Consider the following 16140-nt stretch of genomic DNA (forward strand, 5'->3'; position numbering starts at 1 on the left):
CTGCGCCCAACCTACCTCAAGCCATGCACCAAGGCGGGCAACACCTCTCCCACAGGCATGGCCACGTTGCAACAAATGTGGGAGCGGGCTTGCCCCGCGAAGCGCCGCGCGGGCGGCGCTCGATCGCATAGGCAATACAATTGTCACGGCAAGCGCCTCGCAGCACTGGATTCAATAAGCCTGCTTGCCAGTAAACGCATTCAACGTACGCACCAGAATCACGAAATCCAGCCACAGCGACCAGTTGTTGATGTACTCGATGTCCGAGTCCACCCGCTGGATCATCTGCTCGATATCCCTGGTCTCGCCCCTGAACCCCCGCACCTGTGCCAGGCCGGTCATGCCTGGCTTGATATTGTGGCGGGCAAAGTAATCGACGATGTCCTGGGAATACAACGTGTCATGCTGCAACGCGTGCGGCCGCGGCCCGACCAGGGACATTTCCCCGGTCAGCACATTGAACAATTGCGGCAGTTCGTCCAGGCTGGTGCGGCGGATAAAGGCGCCGACTCGTGTCAACCGCGGGTCATTCCTCTGCGCCTGCTTTACCACGCCCTCCTCCGGCTGATGGATATGCATGCTCCTGAACTTCCAGATGCGGAACGCTTCCCCGGTCCAGCCGGTGCGTTCCTGGCGGAAGAACACCGGGCCGCGGCTATCGAGCTTGATGGCCAGCGCAACGGCCAGCAACACCGGCGATGCCAGCAGCAGGATCAGCGCCGCCAACACCCTGTCTTCGAGGTTCTTCAGGAACAGGCTCATGCCCGTCAGCGGTGTTTCCGACAAGGTCAGCACAGGGATGCCGGCAATTTCCCGCACGCTGTGGTTGATCAGGCGCAACGAGAAGATATCCGGCACCCAGTTCACCGCAATGCACTTGTCGAGCAACTTGAAATACACATCATTGATGACCTCGGAACCGCCCAGCGGGGTCACCAGGTACACCGTGCGGATGCCGTGGCGGGCCACGATATCGTCGAGCGCGGCAATGTGACCGAGCACCGGCATGCGCTGCTTGCCTTCGGCGCTCTCGCGCCCCGGCTCATCGGCATTGTCGACCAGCACGCAACCCAGCACACGCTCGCCGAACCAGGGATTGTTGCTGATTTTCTGGTACAGGAAGTTGGCCAGGTCACCGGCGCCGATGATCAGGGCGTTGTCCAGGCGGGCATGCGCGGTAAAGCGCTTTTGCAATTCACGCACGGCAAAGTGCAGGAACAACTGGGCGATGTAGCCGATGATGAACAACTGCACGACCAGCAGACGCGAATAGGTTTCGCTCTGTTTGGCCAGGAAGGCCATGACCACCAGGAAGCAGAAGGTTGCCGACCAGGCCTTGAACAGCCGAAAAGCCTTGATGGAAAGCCCTACGTTGGTACGGTAGATCGCATAATGATCGTAGATGACTGCCAGTGCGCCAACCAGCAACAGCAGCATGATCACGTAATCGGAAGTGATGTAGCCAAACTGGTCGTAGATCAGATACCAGGCAATACCGGTGACTGCAATTCCATCGAGGCCGGCCTGAATGGCGTTACTTACGCTGCTTCTTCTCTGCAGCACGGAACGACTGCTTCTGGGCTCTAAGACCATTTCAGACCTCATCAATGTGCGCGCAGCAAGTGCCTTCCAGCAACCAGCAAGACTTGACAACGGCTCATGCAAAGCCCGTGAAGCGGAATCGTGCAACCCCAGGCCATTGATCTCACTGTAGCAGCCACCCGCCATCAGTGTCCCCGGAATCACGGTTCTCGCCGCCCCCGCCGTTCATGCGGTGTGCCCAGCCGCCCCTCCGTTGCGGCAGTACAGCAAGGTACGCAGCAGGAACAACGGGTTGCCCACCACATAGCGTATGAACAAACGCTTCGGCTCGCGCGCCAGCCGATACAGCCACTCCCCACCCAACCGCCGCAACCACTCGGGCGCCCGGCTGACCTTGCCGCCGAGAAAATCCAGGATCGCGCCGCCGCACACGATCAGGCATGGCACGCCAGCGGCAGCCAGCCTTGCCGCCACAACTTCCTGCCTGGGCATGCCCATGCCCAGCACGATCAGCTCTGGTTGCAGCTCCCTGGCCAGTTGCAGGTAGCTATCGACGCTGGCAAAGCCATCGTGGACCGACACCGGCACCACCCCGAACATGGCTGCGCTACGCTGCACGGCCTGGTCCAGATAAGGTTGCCGGGTGCCCCAGAACGCGACTCGCCGCCCACGGTAGGCAGCCAGGAGCCGAGGAATGAAGTCGGTGCCATTCATGTTGAGCCCCGGTTCAAGCCCCAGTCGCCGATACAGGATCGCCATACCGGAGCCGTCGCGCAGTAGTACGTCGGCCGCCGACAATGCCTGATGGCAGGCGCCATCGCGAACCACCAGGTTCATTGCATGGGCATTGACGAAGCCCAGCACGGTCGCGGCCTGCGTGGCGGTCAGCCTGTCCAGCAGGCGCTGCGCGGCAGTGGCATCCGCCACCACTTCAAGCTTGCCGACAATGGTGTTCCAGCGTTTCCGCCACTCAGCCATCAGTCTTTATCCCGTTTTGAACGTACCCATTCTACCTGGCGCTTGATCAGGAACCCCAGATACAACGGGACCTTCCTTACCGCATAAAACGGCGCGTACAGCAGCACGGAGAACGGGATCAGTTCGCGACAGAAGCGCGCCCAGGCCAGTGCGACGGCAAAGCCGAGCAATGCCAGCGCATAAAGGGCGATCCAGGCAGGTGCCGCCAGGCCGAACAGCAGGTATGCCAGCCAGGCCACCAGGTTGAGCCCGAGCAAGGCCAGCACCAGCAACGCCAGCGGCGGCACCAGCAGGTCAAGGGTCATGGCCAGCAAGCTGCCGTTACGCTGGGTGATTGCCGTCAGGGCACGCCTGGGCGCATCGGCCAGCATCAGGCTAAGGTGCCCATGCTCCCAGCGGGTGCGCTGGCTGCCCAGGCCTTGCTGGCTGGCAGGGAACCGGCTGCTGACCACCGCTTCGGGGCAGAACACTGGCGGCTTGCCCTGCTGGCACAGGTCCAGGCCCAGCTTCACATCCTCCACCAGGTGCCCGTTGGCCAGGTCGATCAAGGCCAGGTCACGCCAGCCGAACGCCATGCCTGCGCCCATCAACTGGCAAGGCAGGCCCAGCCGTGCCCAACCACGCGGGCGCACCAGGTTCTTGACCCGCCAGGCGAACTGGGCAACCTGCACTGCCAGCCCGGCCCCTGCCGGTGCGTGCATCAGGTACAGCGCCTGCACCGGGCGAGCGACCTCACAGTAGCGCCGCGCCAGGCGCTCGATTGCCCCCTCGCCCACCTGGCAGTCGGCATCCACCACGATCACCACCTCGGGCGGCTGACTGGCCAGATGGTGCACGCCAAAGTCCAGGGCGTAGCCCTTGCCGCGCAACCGCGTAGCGTGGCGCTCCACCACTTCGGCACCCGCCTCGCGCGCCAGTCGCGCGGTGTCGTCAGTGCAGTTGTCCGCCACCACCAGCAAGCGGTCGCCAGGCCGCAACTGCGGGGCAATGCTTGCCAGCGTGGCACCAATCATCGAAGCCTCGTCATGGGCTGGCACCAGCACTGCCACTTGCGGACGAGCGTTCTTGCCCATCGGCTGCACGCGTGCAGGCAAGCAGGCCATCAATACCTGCACCAACAGCAGCAGCACCGGCAACAGGACGATGGTCGCCAGCATGCCCAGTAACCAAGCCAACACACTCATCATGCGGATGCCTTGAAATAGCTGGCCAACCTGGCCGCTTCGGTATCGATGTCATGCCGTTGCAGCACACGCCGGCGAGCCGCCTCGCCCATCCGCTGCAGCGCCTCGGCAGGTTGCGCCAGGCAGTCGGCCATGGTCGCCACCAGCTCGTCCACCTCGCCGGCAGGGAACAACCAGCCGTTCTCGCCCGGCCGCACCAGCTCGGGAATGCCTGCCACATAGGTGCTCAGCACTGGCCTGCGCAACGCCATGGCCTCCATGATCACCACCGGCAAACCCTCGGCAAAGCTGGGCAGCACCAGCGCACGCGCCGCAAGGATTTCTTCGCGCACCTGTGCGCTGCTGATCCAGCCGGTGATGCGCACCTGCTGCTGCAAGCCATGCCGTGCAATCAACGCCTCGATCTGCCCACGCATCTCACCATCGCCAGCCAGCACCAGCTCGAAGGCTATCGACCGGTCGGCCAGTACCCGCGCGGCCTCGAGCAACAGCAGCTGGCCTTTCTGTTCGCAAAGGCGGCCGACGCACACCAGGCGCGGCGCCATGGGCACGCCGACCGACGCCACCTCATGGAAACTGCGCTCGAGGCCGCAATGCACCACCTTCACCTTTGCCCAATGGTCGTGTGCCACCCAGCGATACAACTGGCTGCGCCCGTACGAGCTGACCGCCGCGACAAATGCGGCACGCCGCACTTTCTCGCCCAGGTGCAGGAACTGCGGCTTGTCGAACTCTTCCGGCCCATGCACGGTAAAGCTGTAGGCTGGCCCGCCGAGCACGTTGGCCAGCATCACCACCTCGGTGGAATTGGTGCCGAAATGCGCATGCACATGTCTTGCCTCACCCGCCTGCAACCATTGCAGCACCTGGCAGGCCTCGGCCAGGTACACCAGGTGGTACGGCCAGGCCCGGTCGGCCCGCCTGCCAAGGCGCAGGGCCAGCCACAGCGCCCGGAAAAACCGGCGCGGCTGCGCGCGCAGTACTCGCCAGGCCGGTGCCAGCAAACCCTTGATGCCACGCTGCAGCACATAGCGGGTCCTGGCCCGTTCGTTCGCATCCTCGGCATCCTGCAATTCGGCGTCCCACCCGCGCAGGGCAATGCGCTGCACCTCTACCCCCTGGCGCTCCAGCGCCAGGATCTCGCGGCGGATGAAACTGTGGCTGACCTTCGGGTACTGGTTTATGAAGTAGGCAATGCGCATAGGAATCCAGATCAAGACCCGCGTGATGAACCTGCAGATCTGCCACTGCAGGGCCGGCCGTTACTCAAGGTTGCCGACTACCGGCGGCCGGCGCGCCGCCGATGCCGGCTCGTCAGGTGCATCCCCCTGTTCCTCTTGTAGTCCAAGGTTGTGACCGCTGCCTGGCAACGCCGCCTGCAAGCGGGCAAAAACGTGGTCGAGCAACGCCTGGCGGCGGCGGTACATCGCCCGTTTCTTCGCCGGGATGTCCTGTTCCGCCCGCTGTGCCGCAGCGAGCGGAAGGGCCAGGAAGTCAGCATGGTTCGATGCGATAGCGCCGTGCTCCAGCCAGATCACGTCGTAATTGGCCGCCAGGTCCTGACCTTTTTGGTTGCCAAAATACGCGTGCCGATGGTGGCGGCAGGCATCAGTTACGGCATACAGGTGCGCCACGCCCAAGGTCCTGGCCAGGCACTTCAATGCCTCGAGCAACAGGCTGCGCGGGCGCAGCCCTTCGAAATCCTTGGTCAGGTCGCGGTAGATGGCCAGGGAGGTTTCGCTGTCGATCCCCTTGTGGATGCCCTGCACTGCACCGATGAACAGGCACAGCTCGCCCTGGCTGCGGCACAGGCTGAACGCCAGGGAAGCCACGCGCAGGTCAGTCTGGAACAGGTTCAACACCAACTCGCCTTCGCGCTTGAACCAGATCGGCCGGTCCAGGACCAGGCGGCAGCCCGGCGAATAGCCGGACAGCTCGCACAGCGTCAGGCTTTCGTCCCGCCCCAGCAGCAACAGCGCCGGAAACTGCCCGGCCAGCACCTCGAAGTGCGAAGCCAGCACCTCCAGGCGCTGCGGGGCTTCCCAGCATTTGCTGAGGTACGGCCACTGCACGACACCGATGCAATCCACCCCCAGGCGCTGCAAACCTTGCTGGCCCAGCGCCGCCGTCATGCGCTGCAGGAACGCATTCAGTTCAGGCCATTGCCTGGCAATCTGCAGCGTCAACTTGTACTTGTTGTTCAGCGCCCGCAACGAGTAACCCGGTTGCAAGGTAAACACGCTTTTCACGATCGTGCCGAGCATCATGGGCCTCTTTCTCACTAGAACTGCACATAACTCATTGAATTAGCAGGGGCCCTGTGGGAGCGGCTTTAGCCGCGAACACCGGCGCAGCCGGTGCCATGCACCTCGTTGGATTCTTCGCGGCTAAAGCCGCTCCCACAGGGTAAGCGGAGTCCTTGTCACTTGTACTCGATCAACGTCGGTTTGCCGGCCGCGATGCGGTGGCGCAAGAACTTCAGTTGCCCGAGCATTTCCGGGAACTTGCCCAATACCAGAAACACCGCCTGTAGCCAGTTCTCCCGCACCGACTTGCCACCGCGGCGAGCAAGGCGTGCAGCCTGCAGCGGGTACACCAGCAGCAACAGCAGGCCCCAGCCCCCCAGCAAAAGGAAGGCCAGCACGACCACCACGGGGATGCCCAGGCCCCACAGCCAGGCCCGGCGCGATTCGCGCAGCCAGTGCCGCTCGGGTGGCCGACCATGCAGGTAGGCCCCTTCGGCATAGGCATGGCCAGCGCGCAGGCTACGCCGCCACCATTGGCTGAAACGGGTCATGGCGGCATCGTGCAGGGTCATCTCGGCGTCCAGGCGCCAGACCTTCCAGCCCTTTGCCCGCAGGCGCACGCACAGTTCGGGCTCTTCTCCGGCGATAAGCTCGGGGCGAAAGCCACCGACGGCGACAAAGGCGTCTACCCGCATCAGGGCATCGCCACCGCACGCCTTGGCCTCGCCGATGGGGGTGTCCCACTCCAGCTCGCACAACAGGTTGTACACCGACCGCTGGGGGAAGCGCTCGCGGCGGCGGCCGCACACCACTGCCACGTCGGGATGGTCGTCGAGAAACGCCTTAGCCGCAGCCAGCCAGCCGCCATCCACCTCGCAATCGCCATCGACGAACTGCACCAGCTGCATCGAGGGCAGCTGCCGCTGCAAGGCGAAAAAGCCTTCGTTGCGCGCGCGTGCGGCAGTGAACGGAGTGTCCATTCCCAGTGCCAGCACCTCTACCCCCAGGCTGCGGGCCAAATGCGGTGAGCCATCGCTGGAGCCCGAGTCGACGTACAGGACCTTGTCCGCACCCTGCAGCAGCGAACGCAGGCAACGCTCCAGGCGCTGGCCTTCGTTGCGGCCAATCACCACCACACCGATCCCGCTCGCCATGGGCTTCACTCGACGGGCACCGTGGCGGCCGGTTGCCTGGCCTTTATGATGGCCGGCACCCCTACCGCCAGCGAGTTGTCTGGCACATCTACCAGCACCACGGCGTTGGCGCCGATGATCACGTCGTTGCCGATACGGATGCTACCCAGCACCTTGGCCCCGGTGCCGATATCGACGTTGTTGCCGAACACCGGCGCAATCGGCTCGTTGACGTTCTTCAGGCCCACCACCACGCCGTTGCGGATGCGGCAGTCATCGCCAAAACGGGCATAGCCGCTGATGACGATGCCGCCAAAATGGTCGATCACGAAGTTGCGGCCGATCACCACTTCGCACGGCAGCTCCACACCCGTGATGATCTGCACGAACTTGAACAGCACCTTGTAGATGAGCGACAACAGCTTGCGCAGCAGTGCCGGGCGCACCCCATAGCGCCAGCGGCCGAAGCGGTACACCAGCAGTACCCAGAAACCCTGGGCGCCCCAGTCACCACCATGGGCACGCAGGTCGGCACGTACATTCTCGAACATGGCTCCACCTACCTTGTCGGTTGGCTGGCGTACCGGGTCTTGAACAACAGAGACCAGGTCGCCCGGCAGTGACGCCAGCAGGCCTGTATCGCGCCCCGGCCGCGTCGTTTCAACAGCGCCTTGAGTGCCAGCACCAGGTCGCCCAAGGTGACCAGCAACATGTGCAGGACAAGCCCCGCCAGCCCGTGATGCTTGCGGAAGTACAGTAGCTCGCTTTCGATCTGACAGGACGAGATCTGCCGGCTGGCCGCCTCCAGTTCGGCCACCGATCTGGAGCTTTCCCCACCGATGTGCACCACCGTGGTGTGCGGGTAGAACACCACTTTCCAGCCGGCCGCCTTCACCCGCTTGCAGTGGTCGACCTCCTCGTAATAAAGAAAGTAGCGCGGGTCGAACAGGCCCACCTGGTCGAGCACTTCGCGGCGCACCAGGTAGAAGCAGCCAGGCAGCCAGTCGCACTCGCGGACCGAAGCGTGGTCCCAGTTCATTTCGTCGACCATCTTCAAGCCCGGGAAGAAGCGCCCCAGCCCGGTACGCCCGACGAACACGTTGAGCGGCGTAGGGAAGTAACGGCAACTGGGCTGCAGGTCGCCGTCGGGGCCCTCCAGGCGTACCCCCAGCACACCGCACTCCGGGTGGGCGTCCATGTAGTCGAGGGTTTTCTGCAGGGAATCGGCGGCGACGAAGGCGTCAGTGTTCAGCAGCAAGGCGTACCTGCCCTTCAGGTGCGCCAGCAACTGGTTGTTGGCCCGGCCGAACCCCACGTTCTGCCTGTTGCTCAGCAGCAGCGCTTGCGGGCACACCTCGGCCATGCGCTGTAGCGAGTCATCCACCGAGGCATTGTCCACCACCAGGTAGCTGGCCAGCCGCTCGCTGTCGGCACGGCGCAGCGCATCGAACATCGGCTGCAGCAGCCCGGCCGTGTTGAAGTTGACCACCATGACGTCCACAGGTTTGCTAGCCATTGTTGCTGTCCCTCGAAGAAAGCCCCACGCCTTTGCAGTATCAGCACAACATTCGTCACGCCACGGCTTCCCTGGCCGCGTTCATCCTGGCATCGAGGTGGTCGGCCAGGCGTAACGCAAACTGCAGCAGCGGCATGGTCGGGTTGGAAGCACCGCCGGTGGCAAAGATGCTGCTGCCGGCGACATAAAGGTTTTCGGTGCCGAATACCCTGCAGTTGGTATCCACGACACCGAACTGCGCCGACGACGCCATGCGCGTGGTACCCATGTGGTGGGCATGTGGCGACAACCTCAGCGGTATCGAAGTGTCGTAAACGAAGTCATTGAGCTTGATGAAGCCAAGGTTCATGTCAGCCCACTGCTTGGCCAGTTCGCTGCCAATGCACTTGACGGTGTGCCGGTCATCAGCGCTCAGGGCCCAGTTGACATTGGCCTTGGCCACGCCCAGCGCGTCCTTCTCGTCCAGCAGCGAAATGCGGCTGTGCAGGTTGGGGAACTGCTCGATCATGGTGCTGATGACGCCGTCACCGGGGCAACTGAACCTGGCCACGAAGGCAATCTTGCTGGCTACTCCCATGTCGCATGCCAGGTTCTCCAGAAAGTGTTTCACCTCGGCAGTACGACCATAGGTTTGCACATCGGCCAGCAAGGCGGCCCTGACGTTGCCCTTGCCTGCCTTGTATTCGTCAACGAAGGCATCGGTGGTGTAGTACTCGCGCGGTTCCGGGGCCAACCCCGACCTGAGGATGAAGGTGCCAAGATCAATGTTCAGATGCTCCATGAAACACCCGCCGACCAGCCCGCCCTTGCTCACGATCCCCGCCGCCAGCAACGACTCGCTGTTGAGCAGTTGCCGGGCATTCTCGATTGCACCGGTGGCCAGCACGAAGTTTCTTGCAGCCAGGCGCTGGCGATTGCATGCGTAATCGGAGAGTACGACTGCGGCCAGGTGGCCGGAAGACTGGTCGAACTCCAGGTTCACGCAATTGCAATTGATGAATACGTCCAGGCCTGGGGTCTGCTCCAGGGCCGTGGCGTACTTTTGCGCAAAACGCGTTGGCGGGCTGAGCAGAAAGCGGTCGGGCTCGAAGTCTCCGCCGTCGAGGCCGGCATTCAGTGCGTGAAAATCCGCCCCGGGGGGCAGGTCGACGATTTCCATGGCAGCAGGCAAGTAGCCTGCGATCTCCGAATAAGGAATGGGCCAGCCAGGCAACCCGCCAATGGGGGGAACGGCGAAGTCGGAGGGGCTGAATGGCCGGCAACGGCCTGCCCAATGGTTGGATGTGCCGCCCAGGTAACGCAGGCGGGCTTCCCCGGCGTACAGCTCCAGGCCAGTGGATGCACAGGCGTACAAGGCTTGCGAGTTCGCCGAGTATTCGCGCCCGCCACCTTCGGCTAGCAGGACGCTCCAGCCGGCGGCGGCCAGGCGCAGCCCCAGGATGATGCCCGCGGGGCCAGCACCAATGATGCAGACATCGTAACTGTCGCGCAGGGCCTTCTGCTGCTGATAGTCCTTGATCATGGCTGTTTGTCCCGAAAGTAGCGGGACGGCAATACCCAGCCGTTGATCACCACGAACCCGGGCCTGCCGGCAGGTTGGCGGGCGACGGCTGGCGTAGCAGCGAACACCACACCGCCAACGCCCAGCAGGACACAACTCTGGAGAAACCCTCTACGACCCAACTGCGCAGTACAAAAAGTAAGCTTCCCCATGATCCAGTGACCTGCATCTTTGAAAGATTCACCCGGCTAGCCGCATTGCAGCCAGTCATCAATCGACGGCATGACGTCAATCTCTACTGATTGGCTAAAAGGTCACTATAGTTTCAATCAGCCACGATGCTAGCCGTTGCCCACCGACGCAAAGGTGCACATAGCCAATGCCTGAACATTTTCGTGCGTTGATCGTCATCCTGTTTCTGGCGAGCGTGGTCTTCCTGCTGGCGCGGCGGCCTGCCACCGACCTGATTCCGCTGGGCGATTTCAAGCGCCGGCGCAATCTGTGGTTCCTGCTTACCCTGCTGGCCTTCTTTTCGCACAGTTTCTGGCTGTACCTGGGTGCTGGCGCCGTCATCCTGTACATCGCCGGGCGGCGCGAGCACAACCCCATGGCGTTGTTCTACATGCTGCTGTTCCTGATCCCGCCGGCTTCGGTGCAGGTGCCCGGGTTTGGCGTGGTCAATTACCTGGTCGACCTCAACCATATCCGCCTGCTGACCCTGTGCGTGCTGTTGCCGGCGGCACTGGCCCTGCGCCGGCAAGGCGACACCCTGCGCTTCGGCCGCACCTGGCCGGACAGGCTGTTGGCAGCCGGCCTGCTGCTGATGAGCGTGCTCTACCTGCGCGAAACCACCGTGACAGACACCCTGCGCCAGACACTGTACCTGTATGTCGACGTGCTCCTGCCGTATTACGTGGCCAGCCGTGGCCTGCGCCAGATCAGCGACTTCAAGGACACCCTGCTGGCCTTCGTGCTTGCCTCCTTCGTCCTGGCCCTGATCGGCGTGGCCGAGTACGTGCGCCACTGGCTGCTGTACAGTGCCATGGTCGACGCCATGGGCGTGCCGTGGAGCATGTCCGGCTACCTGAGCCGTGGCGGTTCGCTGCGCGCCAGCGTCACCACCGGGCAGGCGATTGCCCTGGGCTATGTGATGAGCGTGGCCATCGGCCTGTTCCTGTTTGTCCAGGGTTATGTGCGCCGCCCCCTGCAGCGTGCGATGGGCGCCCTGCTGCTGGCCGCCGGGCTGTTCGCGCCACTGTCCCGTGGCCCATGGATCGGCGCCGTGGTCATCGTGGTGGTGTTCATCGCCTTGGGCAGAGGTGCGGTCAGGCGCCTGGCGCTGCTCGCTGTGGCCGGCATGCTGGCCCTGCCCTTGCTTACCATCGTGCCCGGTGGCGACAAGGTGCTGGACATGCTGCCGTTCATTGGCAACCTCGAGAAAGAGAACATCACCTACCGCAAACAGCTGATGGACAGCTCGTGGATCGTCATTCAGCGCAATCCGCTGTTCGGCTCGTTCGACTTTCGCAACACCCCGGAAATGCAATCGATGATCCAGGGTGAAGGCATCATCGACATCGTCAACACCTATATCAACCTGGCACTACGGGTCGGGCTGGTCGGGCTTGGCCTGTTCGTGGCGTTCTTCGTCACCGTACTGCACGGTATCCGCAAGGCCATGCGCAGTTTCCCCGACAAGGACGACGAGCGACGCCAGCTCGGCCGGGCATTGCTGGCGACACTGATCGGCATCCTGGTGATCATCTTCACCGTCAGCAGCATCACCTTCATCCCGGTGGTGTACTGGACTGTCGCCGGGCTGGGCGTGGCCTACATCCAGATGGCCCGCAGGCTGCACAACAGCCAGGCCATCGCGCTGGCCGACCCCGGCCTTCAACCAAGGTGACTCTTATGAGCCTGCTACCCCTGCGCAGCCGGGGTTTTCAGACCCTGCTGCAGGTTTCGGCCATGGCCGGCCTGGCCTTGCTACCGCTCACCGGCTGGGCATCGGCGTGGCAAGTCAGTGTCGATGAACAGAACGGCCTGCCCTTGGTGACCCGCGGTGGTGGGCCGATGATGAAAGCCAAGTTCGACTTCTGGGCGGCCAACTGGAGCTGGACCGGTTTCTCCACCACGTTCAAGGTCAATGGCCCCTACCACTACACGCTGCAGGGAAAGAACAAGGAACTGGACTTCGACCTGGCGGCGGATATCCGCAAGGAGCAGGCGCAAACCCTGAGCTGGGCTTTCGACGTCGACGCTCATAGCCGCCAGGCCGGGGTGATGGGCGGCGGCATGGTCTTCGAGTTCGACCCTGCGCAAATTGCCGGAGACATGGGCGCCCCGCAGCTGCTGCCCGGCAACCGTGGCTGGTCATGGGGCAAGGCTGACCAGGGCCGGCGCATCGAAATGCGCTTCGAGCCACCGCTGGCCAGGATGTATTTCGAGCGCGGCAACCCGTCCGAACTGCGTGCGTTCATCTACAGCGACCCTATCAACGCCGGCCGGCAGCAGATCAAGGCGGTGCTGAACGTTACCGGCGACATCGACCTGGGGCCCACGCCCAGCGAACGCTTCGGCCTGGCCGACCCCGCCGGTTGGCCCGACGACCAACTGGACTGGCGCACCTCGCCAGTGGACCTGTCGTTCCTCAACGCTGCGCAAAAGCCTGCCGGCAAGCATGGTTTCGTCAAGGCTGTCGGCGAGCAGTTGATGTTCGAAAACAACACCCCGGTGCGCTTCTGGGGCACCAACCTGTCCGCCTATTCGTTGTTCAAGAGCCCCGACGAAGAAATCCGTCAACAGGCCAAACGCCTGTCGGCACTGGGTTTCAACCTGGTGCGTCTGCATCACCACGACTCGCCCTGGGTCAGCCCGAACGTGTTTGGCGACGGCACCCTGGTGCGCGATACCCAGCAGCTCAGTGCCGAATCGCTGCGCAAGCTCGACCTGTGGATCAAGGCGCTCAAGGACGAGGGCATCTATATCTGGCTGGACCTGCACGTGCAGCGGGCGCTTACTGCCAAAGACAACATCGATGACTTCGAGGAACTGGCCAAGGGCGAGAACCATGTCGACCTGAAGGGTTACGCCTATATGAACCGCAGTATCCAACAGGCGATGAAGCGCTTTGCCGAGCAGTACCTGACCCATGTGAACGAATACACCGGCCTGGCCTACAAGGACGACCCGGCCATCGCTGCCGTGCTGCTCACCAATGAGAACGACCTCACCCAGCATTATGGTAATGCCCTGATGCCGAACAAGGATGTGCCGCACCACAGCGAGCGTTACATGGAAGCGGCCAAAGCCTTCGCCAAACACTATGACCTGCCCACCGACCTCACCTGGCGCGCCTGGGAGCATGGCCCCTCGAAGCTGTTTCTCAACGACCTGGAGCAGCGCTTCGACGCCGACATGATCGCCCACCTGCGCCGCCTCGGCGTGAAAGTGCCGATCGCCACTACCAGTACCTGGGGCGGCAATGGCCTGAGCGCGCTGCCGGCACTGACCACAGGCGATGTCATCGACGCCCATGGCTACGGTGCCAATGGCCAACTGGAGAAGAACCCGCTGACCAGCGACGGCCTGATCGACTGGCTCGCCGCCGCCCAGGTAGTTGGCAAGCCGCTGACCGTCAGCGAGTGGAACGCCGAACCCTTCCCGCTGCCCGACCGCCACTCGCTGCCGCTGTACGTGGCCGGCACCGCTGCCCATCAGGGCTGGGACGCCATGTTGCAATACGCCTACAGCCAGCAGGCCTTCAACCCGGGTTGGCGCACGGCAGATAACTGGCACGCGTACAACGACCCGGCGATGATCGCCACCTTGCCCGCTGCCGCCCTGCTCTATCGCCGTGCGGATGTGAAGCCCGCCACTACCCGCTACGTGTTCGCGCCGACGCCCGCCACCCTGTACAACCAGGAGATCACCCCGCGCAATTCACTGCTGCTGCGCACGGCCATGGAAAAGGGTCAATTGCAGATCGCCCTGCCACAGACGCCGGAGTTGCCCTGGCTCAAACCCGCCGCCATCCCTGCCGGTGCGCAGGTACTGCAGGACCCGGGGCAGTCCTTGCTGCCGGCCGACGCCACGGAAGCGGTCAGCGACACCGGCGAACTCAAGCGCAACTGGCAACAGGGCATCTATACCATCGACACACCGCTGACCCAGGCCGCCACCGGATGGCTGGGAGGTCACTCGATCAGCCTGGGCGCCATTCAGGTGCAAGCAAAAACGCCGTACGCCAGCGTCGTGGTGCAAAGCCTGGACGGCAACCCCCTGGGCCAGTCGCGCGAACTGCTGCTGTCGCTAGGTACCCGTGCCGTGCCCAAGGCCGATGCCAAGACACCGTTCAACGTCGAACCGCTTGCCGGCACCTTGAGCATCAAGGCGCCTGCTGGCCTGAAACTGTTCGCCCGGGATGCACAGGCACAGTTGAAACCGTTGCCGATGGCTTACCAGGAGGGGCGCTACACGATCACGTTCGACGGCAAGTACATGTCCAACTGGCTGTTCTTGAAATAGGGTATGTGGCCATCTACCCTCACAACAGACCTGTAGCTGAAAAGCGCGGCTGTACAACAGCAAAGTCCAGGAGGCATGGATGAAGTTTCTTGTTGTCGGTGGCGCAGGCTACATAGGCTCGCACATGGTCAAGCACCTGCTCGGTGCGGGCCATGAGGTGGTGGTGGCGGACCTGGTCGCACCCGGCCCCGGTGTGCAGTGGGCGAAACTGGACATCGCAGACGAGCCCGCCCTGGATGTGCTGTTTGCTGTTTGCCGTTTCGATGCCGTGTTCCACTTTGCCTCGTTCATCCAGGTGGGCGAGTCGGTCAGCGTGCCCGGCAAGTACTACCAGAACAATGTCGCGGCCACCCTTTCCCTCCTGCAGGCCATGGTGAATGCCGGTATCAGGCACCTGGTGTTTTCGTCCAGCGCAGCCGTTTACGGCAACCCGCAGTATGTGCCGATCGACGAAGCGCATGCCAAGGGGCCGATCAACCCGTATGGGCTGAGCAAATGGATGGTCGAGCAGATTCTCGAGGACTTCGATCGGGCCTACGGCTTGAAGTCGGTATGCCTGCGTTACTTCAACGCAGCGGGCGCGGACCCGCAAGGCCAGCTGGGAGAGCGTCATGACCCGGAAACCCACCTGATCCCGTTGATCCTGCAGGCCGCTTCGGGCCGGCGTGATGCAGTAACGGTATTTGGCCGCGACTACGACACGCCGGATGGTACCTGCATACGCGACTATGTGCATGTGGCCGACCTGGCGGTTGCCCATGCACTGGCGGTGGATTACCTGCTGGCGGGTGGCGAGCGAACCGCGTTCAACCTGGGCAATGGGCGGGGTTTTTCGGTGCAGCAGGTGATCGATACGGCCCGCGCGGTGACTGGCCGGCAGATCCGCACCCTCGACGCCCCCCGCCGCCCCGGCGACCCGCCCCGGTTGGTGGCGGATGCTGGCAGGGCCATGCACGTGCTGGGCTGGCGGCCGGAGTTTGCCACGCTGGAGCCGATTGTGCGGCATGCGTGGCAGTGGGAGCTGCAGTATCCTTGGGCTCAGCACCAAAGCTGAGATTGTGGGCCCGCGTAACACCGGCCTAGCCGATACCAAACACCGCATCGCCTGTTTCGCGGGTAAACCCGCTCCCACAGAGTCCCTCGTCAGCTGAAGGAATGCGCCATACCTGTGGGAGCGGGCGCGCCCGCGAACACCGGCGCAGCCGGTGCCAGCCACCGCGTCGCCTGCTTCGCGGGCATGCCCGCTCCCACAGAGTCCCTCGTCAGTTGAAGGAATGCGCCATACCTGTGGGAGCGGGTTCACCCGCGAACACCGGCGCAGCCGGTGCCAGCCACCGCGTCGCCTGCTTCGCGGGCATGCCCGCTCCCACAGAGTCCCTCGTCAGTTGAAGGAATGCGCCATACCTGTGGGAGCGGGTTCACCCGCGAACACCGGCGCAGCCGGTGCCATCCACCGCGTCGCCTGCTTCGCGGGCATGCCCGCTCCCACAGAGTCCCTCGTCAGTTGAAGGAA

General features: G+C 63.4%; 12 protein-coding genes. 3 read left to right on the forward strand and 9 right to left on the reverse strand.

Annotation, left to right across the window (positions count from 1 at the left end; translation table 11 throughout):
• Positions 1-171: 171 nt before the first annotated feature.
• From J5M58_RS10335 to J5M58_RS10375, 9 genes are all read right to left on the reverse strand, one after another.
• The gene (locus tag J5M58_RS10335) at positions 172-1593 is read right to left on the reverse strand and encodes an undecaprenyl-phosphate glucose phosphotransferase (protein ID WP_112253966.1); all 1422 of its coding nucleotides are present in this window, start codon (positions 1591-1593) and stop codon (positions 172-174) included.
• Between the two features lie 174 nt (positions 1594-1767).
• Complete coding sequence (locus tag J5M58_RS10340; RefSeq protein ID WP_207878078.1) at positions 1768-2520, reverse strand: WecB/TagA/CpsF family glycosyltransferase; 753 nt, start codon at positions 2518-2520, stop codon at positions 1768-1770.
• The gene (locus J5M58_RS10345) at positions 2520-3707 is read right to left on the reverse strand and encodes a glycosyltransferase family 2 protein (RefSeq protein WP_207878079.1); all 1188 of its coding nucleotides are present in this window, start codon (positions 3705-3707) and stop codon (positions 2520-2522) included. The genes J5M58_RS10340 and J5M58_RS10345 overlap by 1 nt, the downstream gene beginning before the upstream one ends.
• On the reverse strand, positions 3704-4906 hold the full coding sequence (locus tag J5M58_RS10350) for a glycosyltransferase (protein WP_112253963.1): 1203 nt from the start codon (positions 4904-4906) through the stop codon (positions 3704-3706). Before J5M58_RS10350 ends, J5M58_RS10345 begins: the two co-directional genes overlap by 4 nt.
• Before the next feature lie 60 nt (positions 4907-4966).
• Positions 4967-5971: a VirK/YbjX family protein gene (locus tag J5M58_RS10355; RefSeq protein WP_207878080.1), complete on the reverse strand. Its 1005-nt coding sequence runs from the start codon at positions 5969-5971 to the stop codon at positions 4967-4969.
• Between the two features lie 155 nt (positions 5972-6126).
• The gene (locus J5M58_RS10360; protein ID WP_207878081.1) at positions 6127-7104 is read right to left on the reverse strand and encodes a glycosyltransferase family 2 protein; all 978 of its coding nucleotides are present in this window, start codon (positions 7102-7104) and stop codon (positions 6127-6129) included.
• Between the two features lie 5 nt (positions 7105-7109).
• Positions 7110-7634, reverse strand: a complete 525-nt coding sequence (locus tag J5M58_RS10365; RefSeq protein ID WP_112253960.1) for a serine O-acetyltransferase — start codon at positions 7632-7634, stop codon at positions 7110-7112.
• Positions 7635-7642: 8 nt separating this feature from the next.
• Positions 7643-8599 (reverse strand): glycosyltransferase family 2 protein, encoded by a 957-nt coding sequence (locus tag J5M58_RS10370; protein WP_207878082.1) that lies wholly within the window; start codon positions 8597-8599, stop codon positions 7643-7645.
• A 55-nt stretch (positions 8600-8654) separates the two neighbouring features.
• The gene (locus J5M58_RS10375; protein WP_207878083.1) at positions 8655-10121 is read right to left on the reverse strand and encodes an FAD-dependent oxidoreductase; all 1467 of its coding nucleotides are present in this window, start codon (positions 10119-10121) and stop codon (positions 8655-8657) included.
• Between the two features lie 358 nt (positions 10122-10479).
• Here J5M58_RS10375 and J5M58_RS10380 point away from each other — a divergent pair, with 358 nt between their 5' ends.
• From J5M58_RS10380 to galE, 3 genes are all read left to right on the forward strand, one after another.
• Positions 10480-12006, forward strand: coding sequence for an O-antigen ligase (locus J5M58_RS10380; protein ID WP_207878084.1), 1527 nt, complete (start codon positions 10480-10482; stop codon positions 12004-12006).
• Positions 12007-12011: 5 nt separating this feature from the next.
• Complete coding sequence (locus tag J5M58_RS10385) at positions 12012-14627, forward strand: cellulase family glycosylhydrolase (protein WP_207878085.1); 2616 nt, start codon at positions 12012-12014, stop codon at positions 14625-14627.
• Between the two features lie 79 nt (positions 14628-14706).
• On the forward strand, positions 14707-15681 hold the full coding sequence (gene galE, locus J5M58_RS10390) for a UDP-glucose 4-epimerase GalE (protein ID WP_112253954.1): 975 nt from the start codon (positions 14707-14709) through the stop codon (positions 15679-15681).
• The last annotated feature ends 459 nt before the right edge of the window (positions 15682-16140 follow it).

Origin of the sequence: Pseudomonas sp. 32_A (genome assembly GCF_017490905.1) — a bacterium.
GTDB classification, from domain to species: domain Bacteria; phylum Pseudomonadota; class Gammaproteobacteria; order Pseudomonadales; family Pseudomonadaceae; genus Aquipseudomonas; species Aquipseudomonas inefficax.

What these genes read in the sequence shown, in the direction of transcription:
- J5M58_RS10335 (WP_112253966.1), bottom strand. Translation starts at nt 1,593, where the DNA reads ATGGTCTTAGAGCCCAGAAGCAGTCGTTCCGTGCTGCAGAGAAGAAGC.
- J5M58_RS10365 (WP_112253960.1), bottom strand. Translation starts at nt 7,634, where the DNA reads ATGTTCGAGAATGTACGTGCCGACCTGCGTGCCCATGGTGGTGACTGG.
- J5M58_RS10340 (WP_207878078.1), bottom strand. Translation starts at nt 2,520, where the DNA reads ATGGCTGAGTGGCGGAAACGCTGGAACACCATTGTCGGCAAGCTTGAA.
- galE (WP_112253954.1), top strand. Translation starts at nt 14,707, where the DNA reads ATGAAGTTTCTTGTTGTCGGTGGCGCAGGCTACATAGGCTCGCACATG.
- J5M58_RS10350 (WP_112253963.1), bottom strand. Translation starts at nt 4,906, where the DNA reads ATGCGCATTGCCTACTTCATAAACCAGTACCCGAAGGTCAGCCACAGT.
- J5M58_RS10375 (WP_207878083.1), bottom strand. Translation starts at nt 10,121, where the DNA reads ATGATCAAGGACTATCAGCAGCAGAAGGCCCTGCGCGACAGTTACGAT.
- J5M58_RS10385 (WP_207878085.1), top strand. Translation starts at nt 12,012, where the DNA reads ATGAGCCTGCTACCCCTGCGCAGCCGGGGTTTTCAGACCCTGCTGCAG.
- J5M58_RS10345 (WP_207878079.1), bottom strand. Translation starts at nt 3,707, where the DNA reads ATGATGAGTGTGTTGGCTTGGTTACTGGGCATGCTGGCGACCATCGTC.
- J5M58_RS10370 (WP_207878082.1), bottom strand. Translation starts at nt 8,599, where the DNA reads ATGGCTAGCAAACCTGTGGACGTCATGGTGGTCAACTTCAACACGGCC.
- J5M58_RS10360 (WP_207878081.1), bottom strand. Translation starts at nt 7,104, where the DNA reads ATGGCGAGCGGGATCGGTGTGGTGGTGATTGGCCGCAACGAAGGCCAG.
- J5M58_RS10380 (WP_207878084.1), top strand. Translation starts at nt 10,480, where the DNA reads ATGCCTGAACATTTTCGTGCGTTGATCGTCATCCTGTTTCTGGCGAGC.
- J5M58_RS10355 (WP_207878080.1), bottom strand. Translation starts at nt 5,971, where the DNA reads ATGATGCTCGGCACGATCGTGAAAAGCGTGTTTACCTTGCAACCGGGT.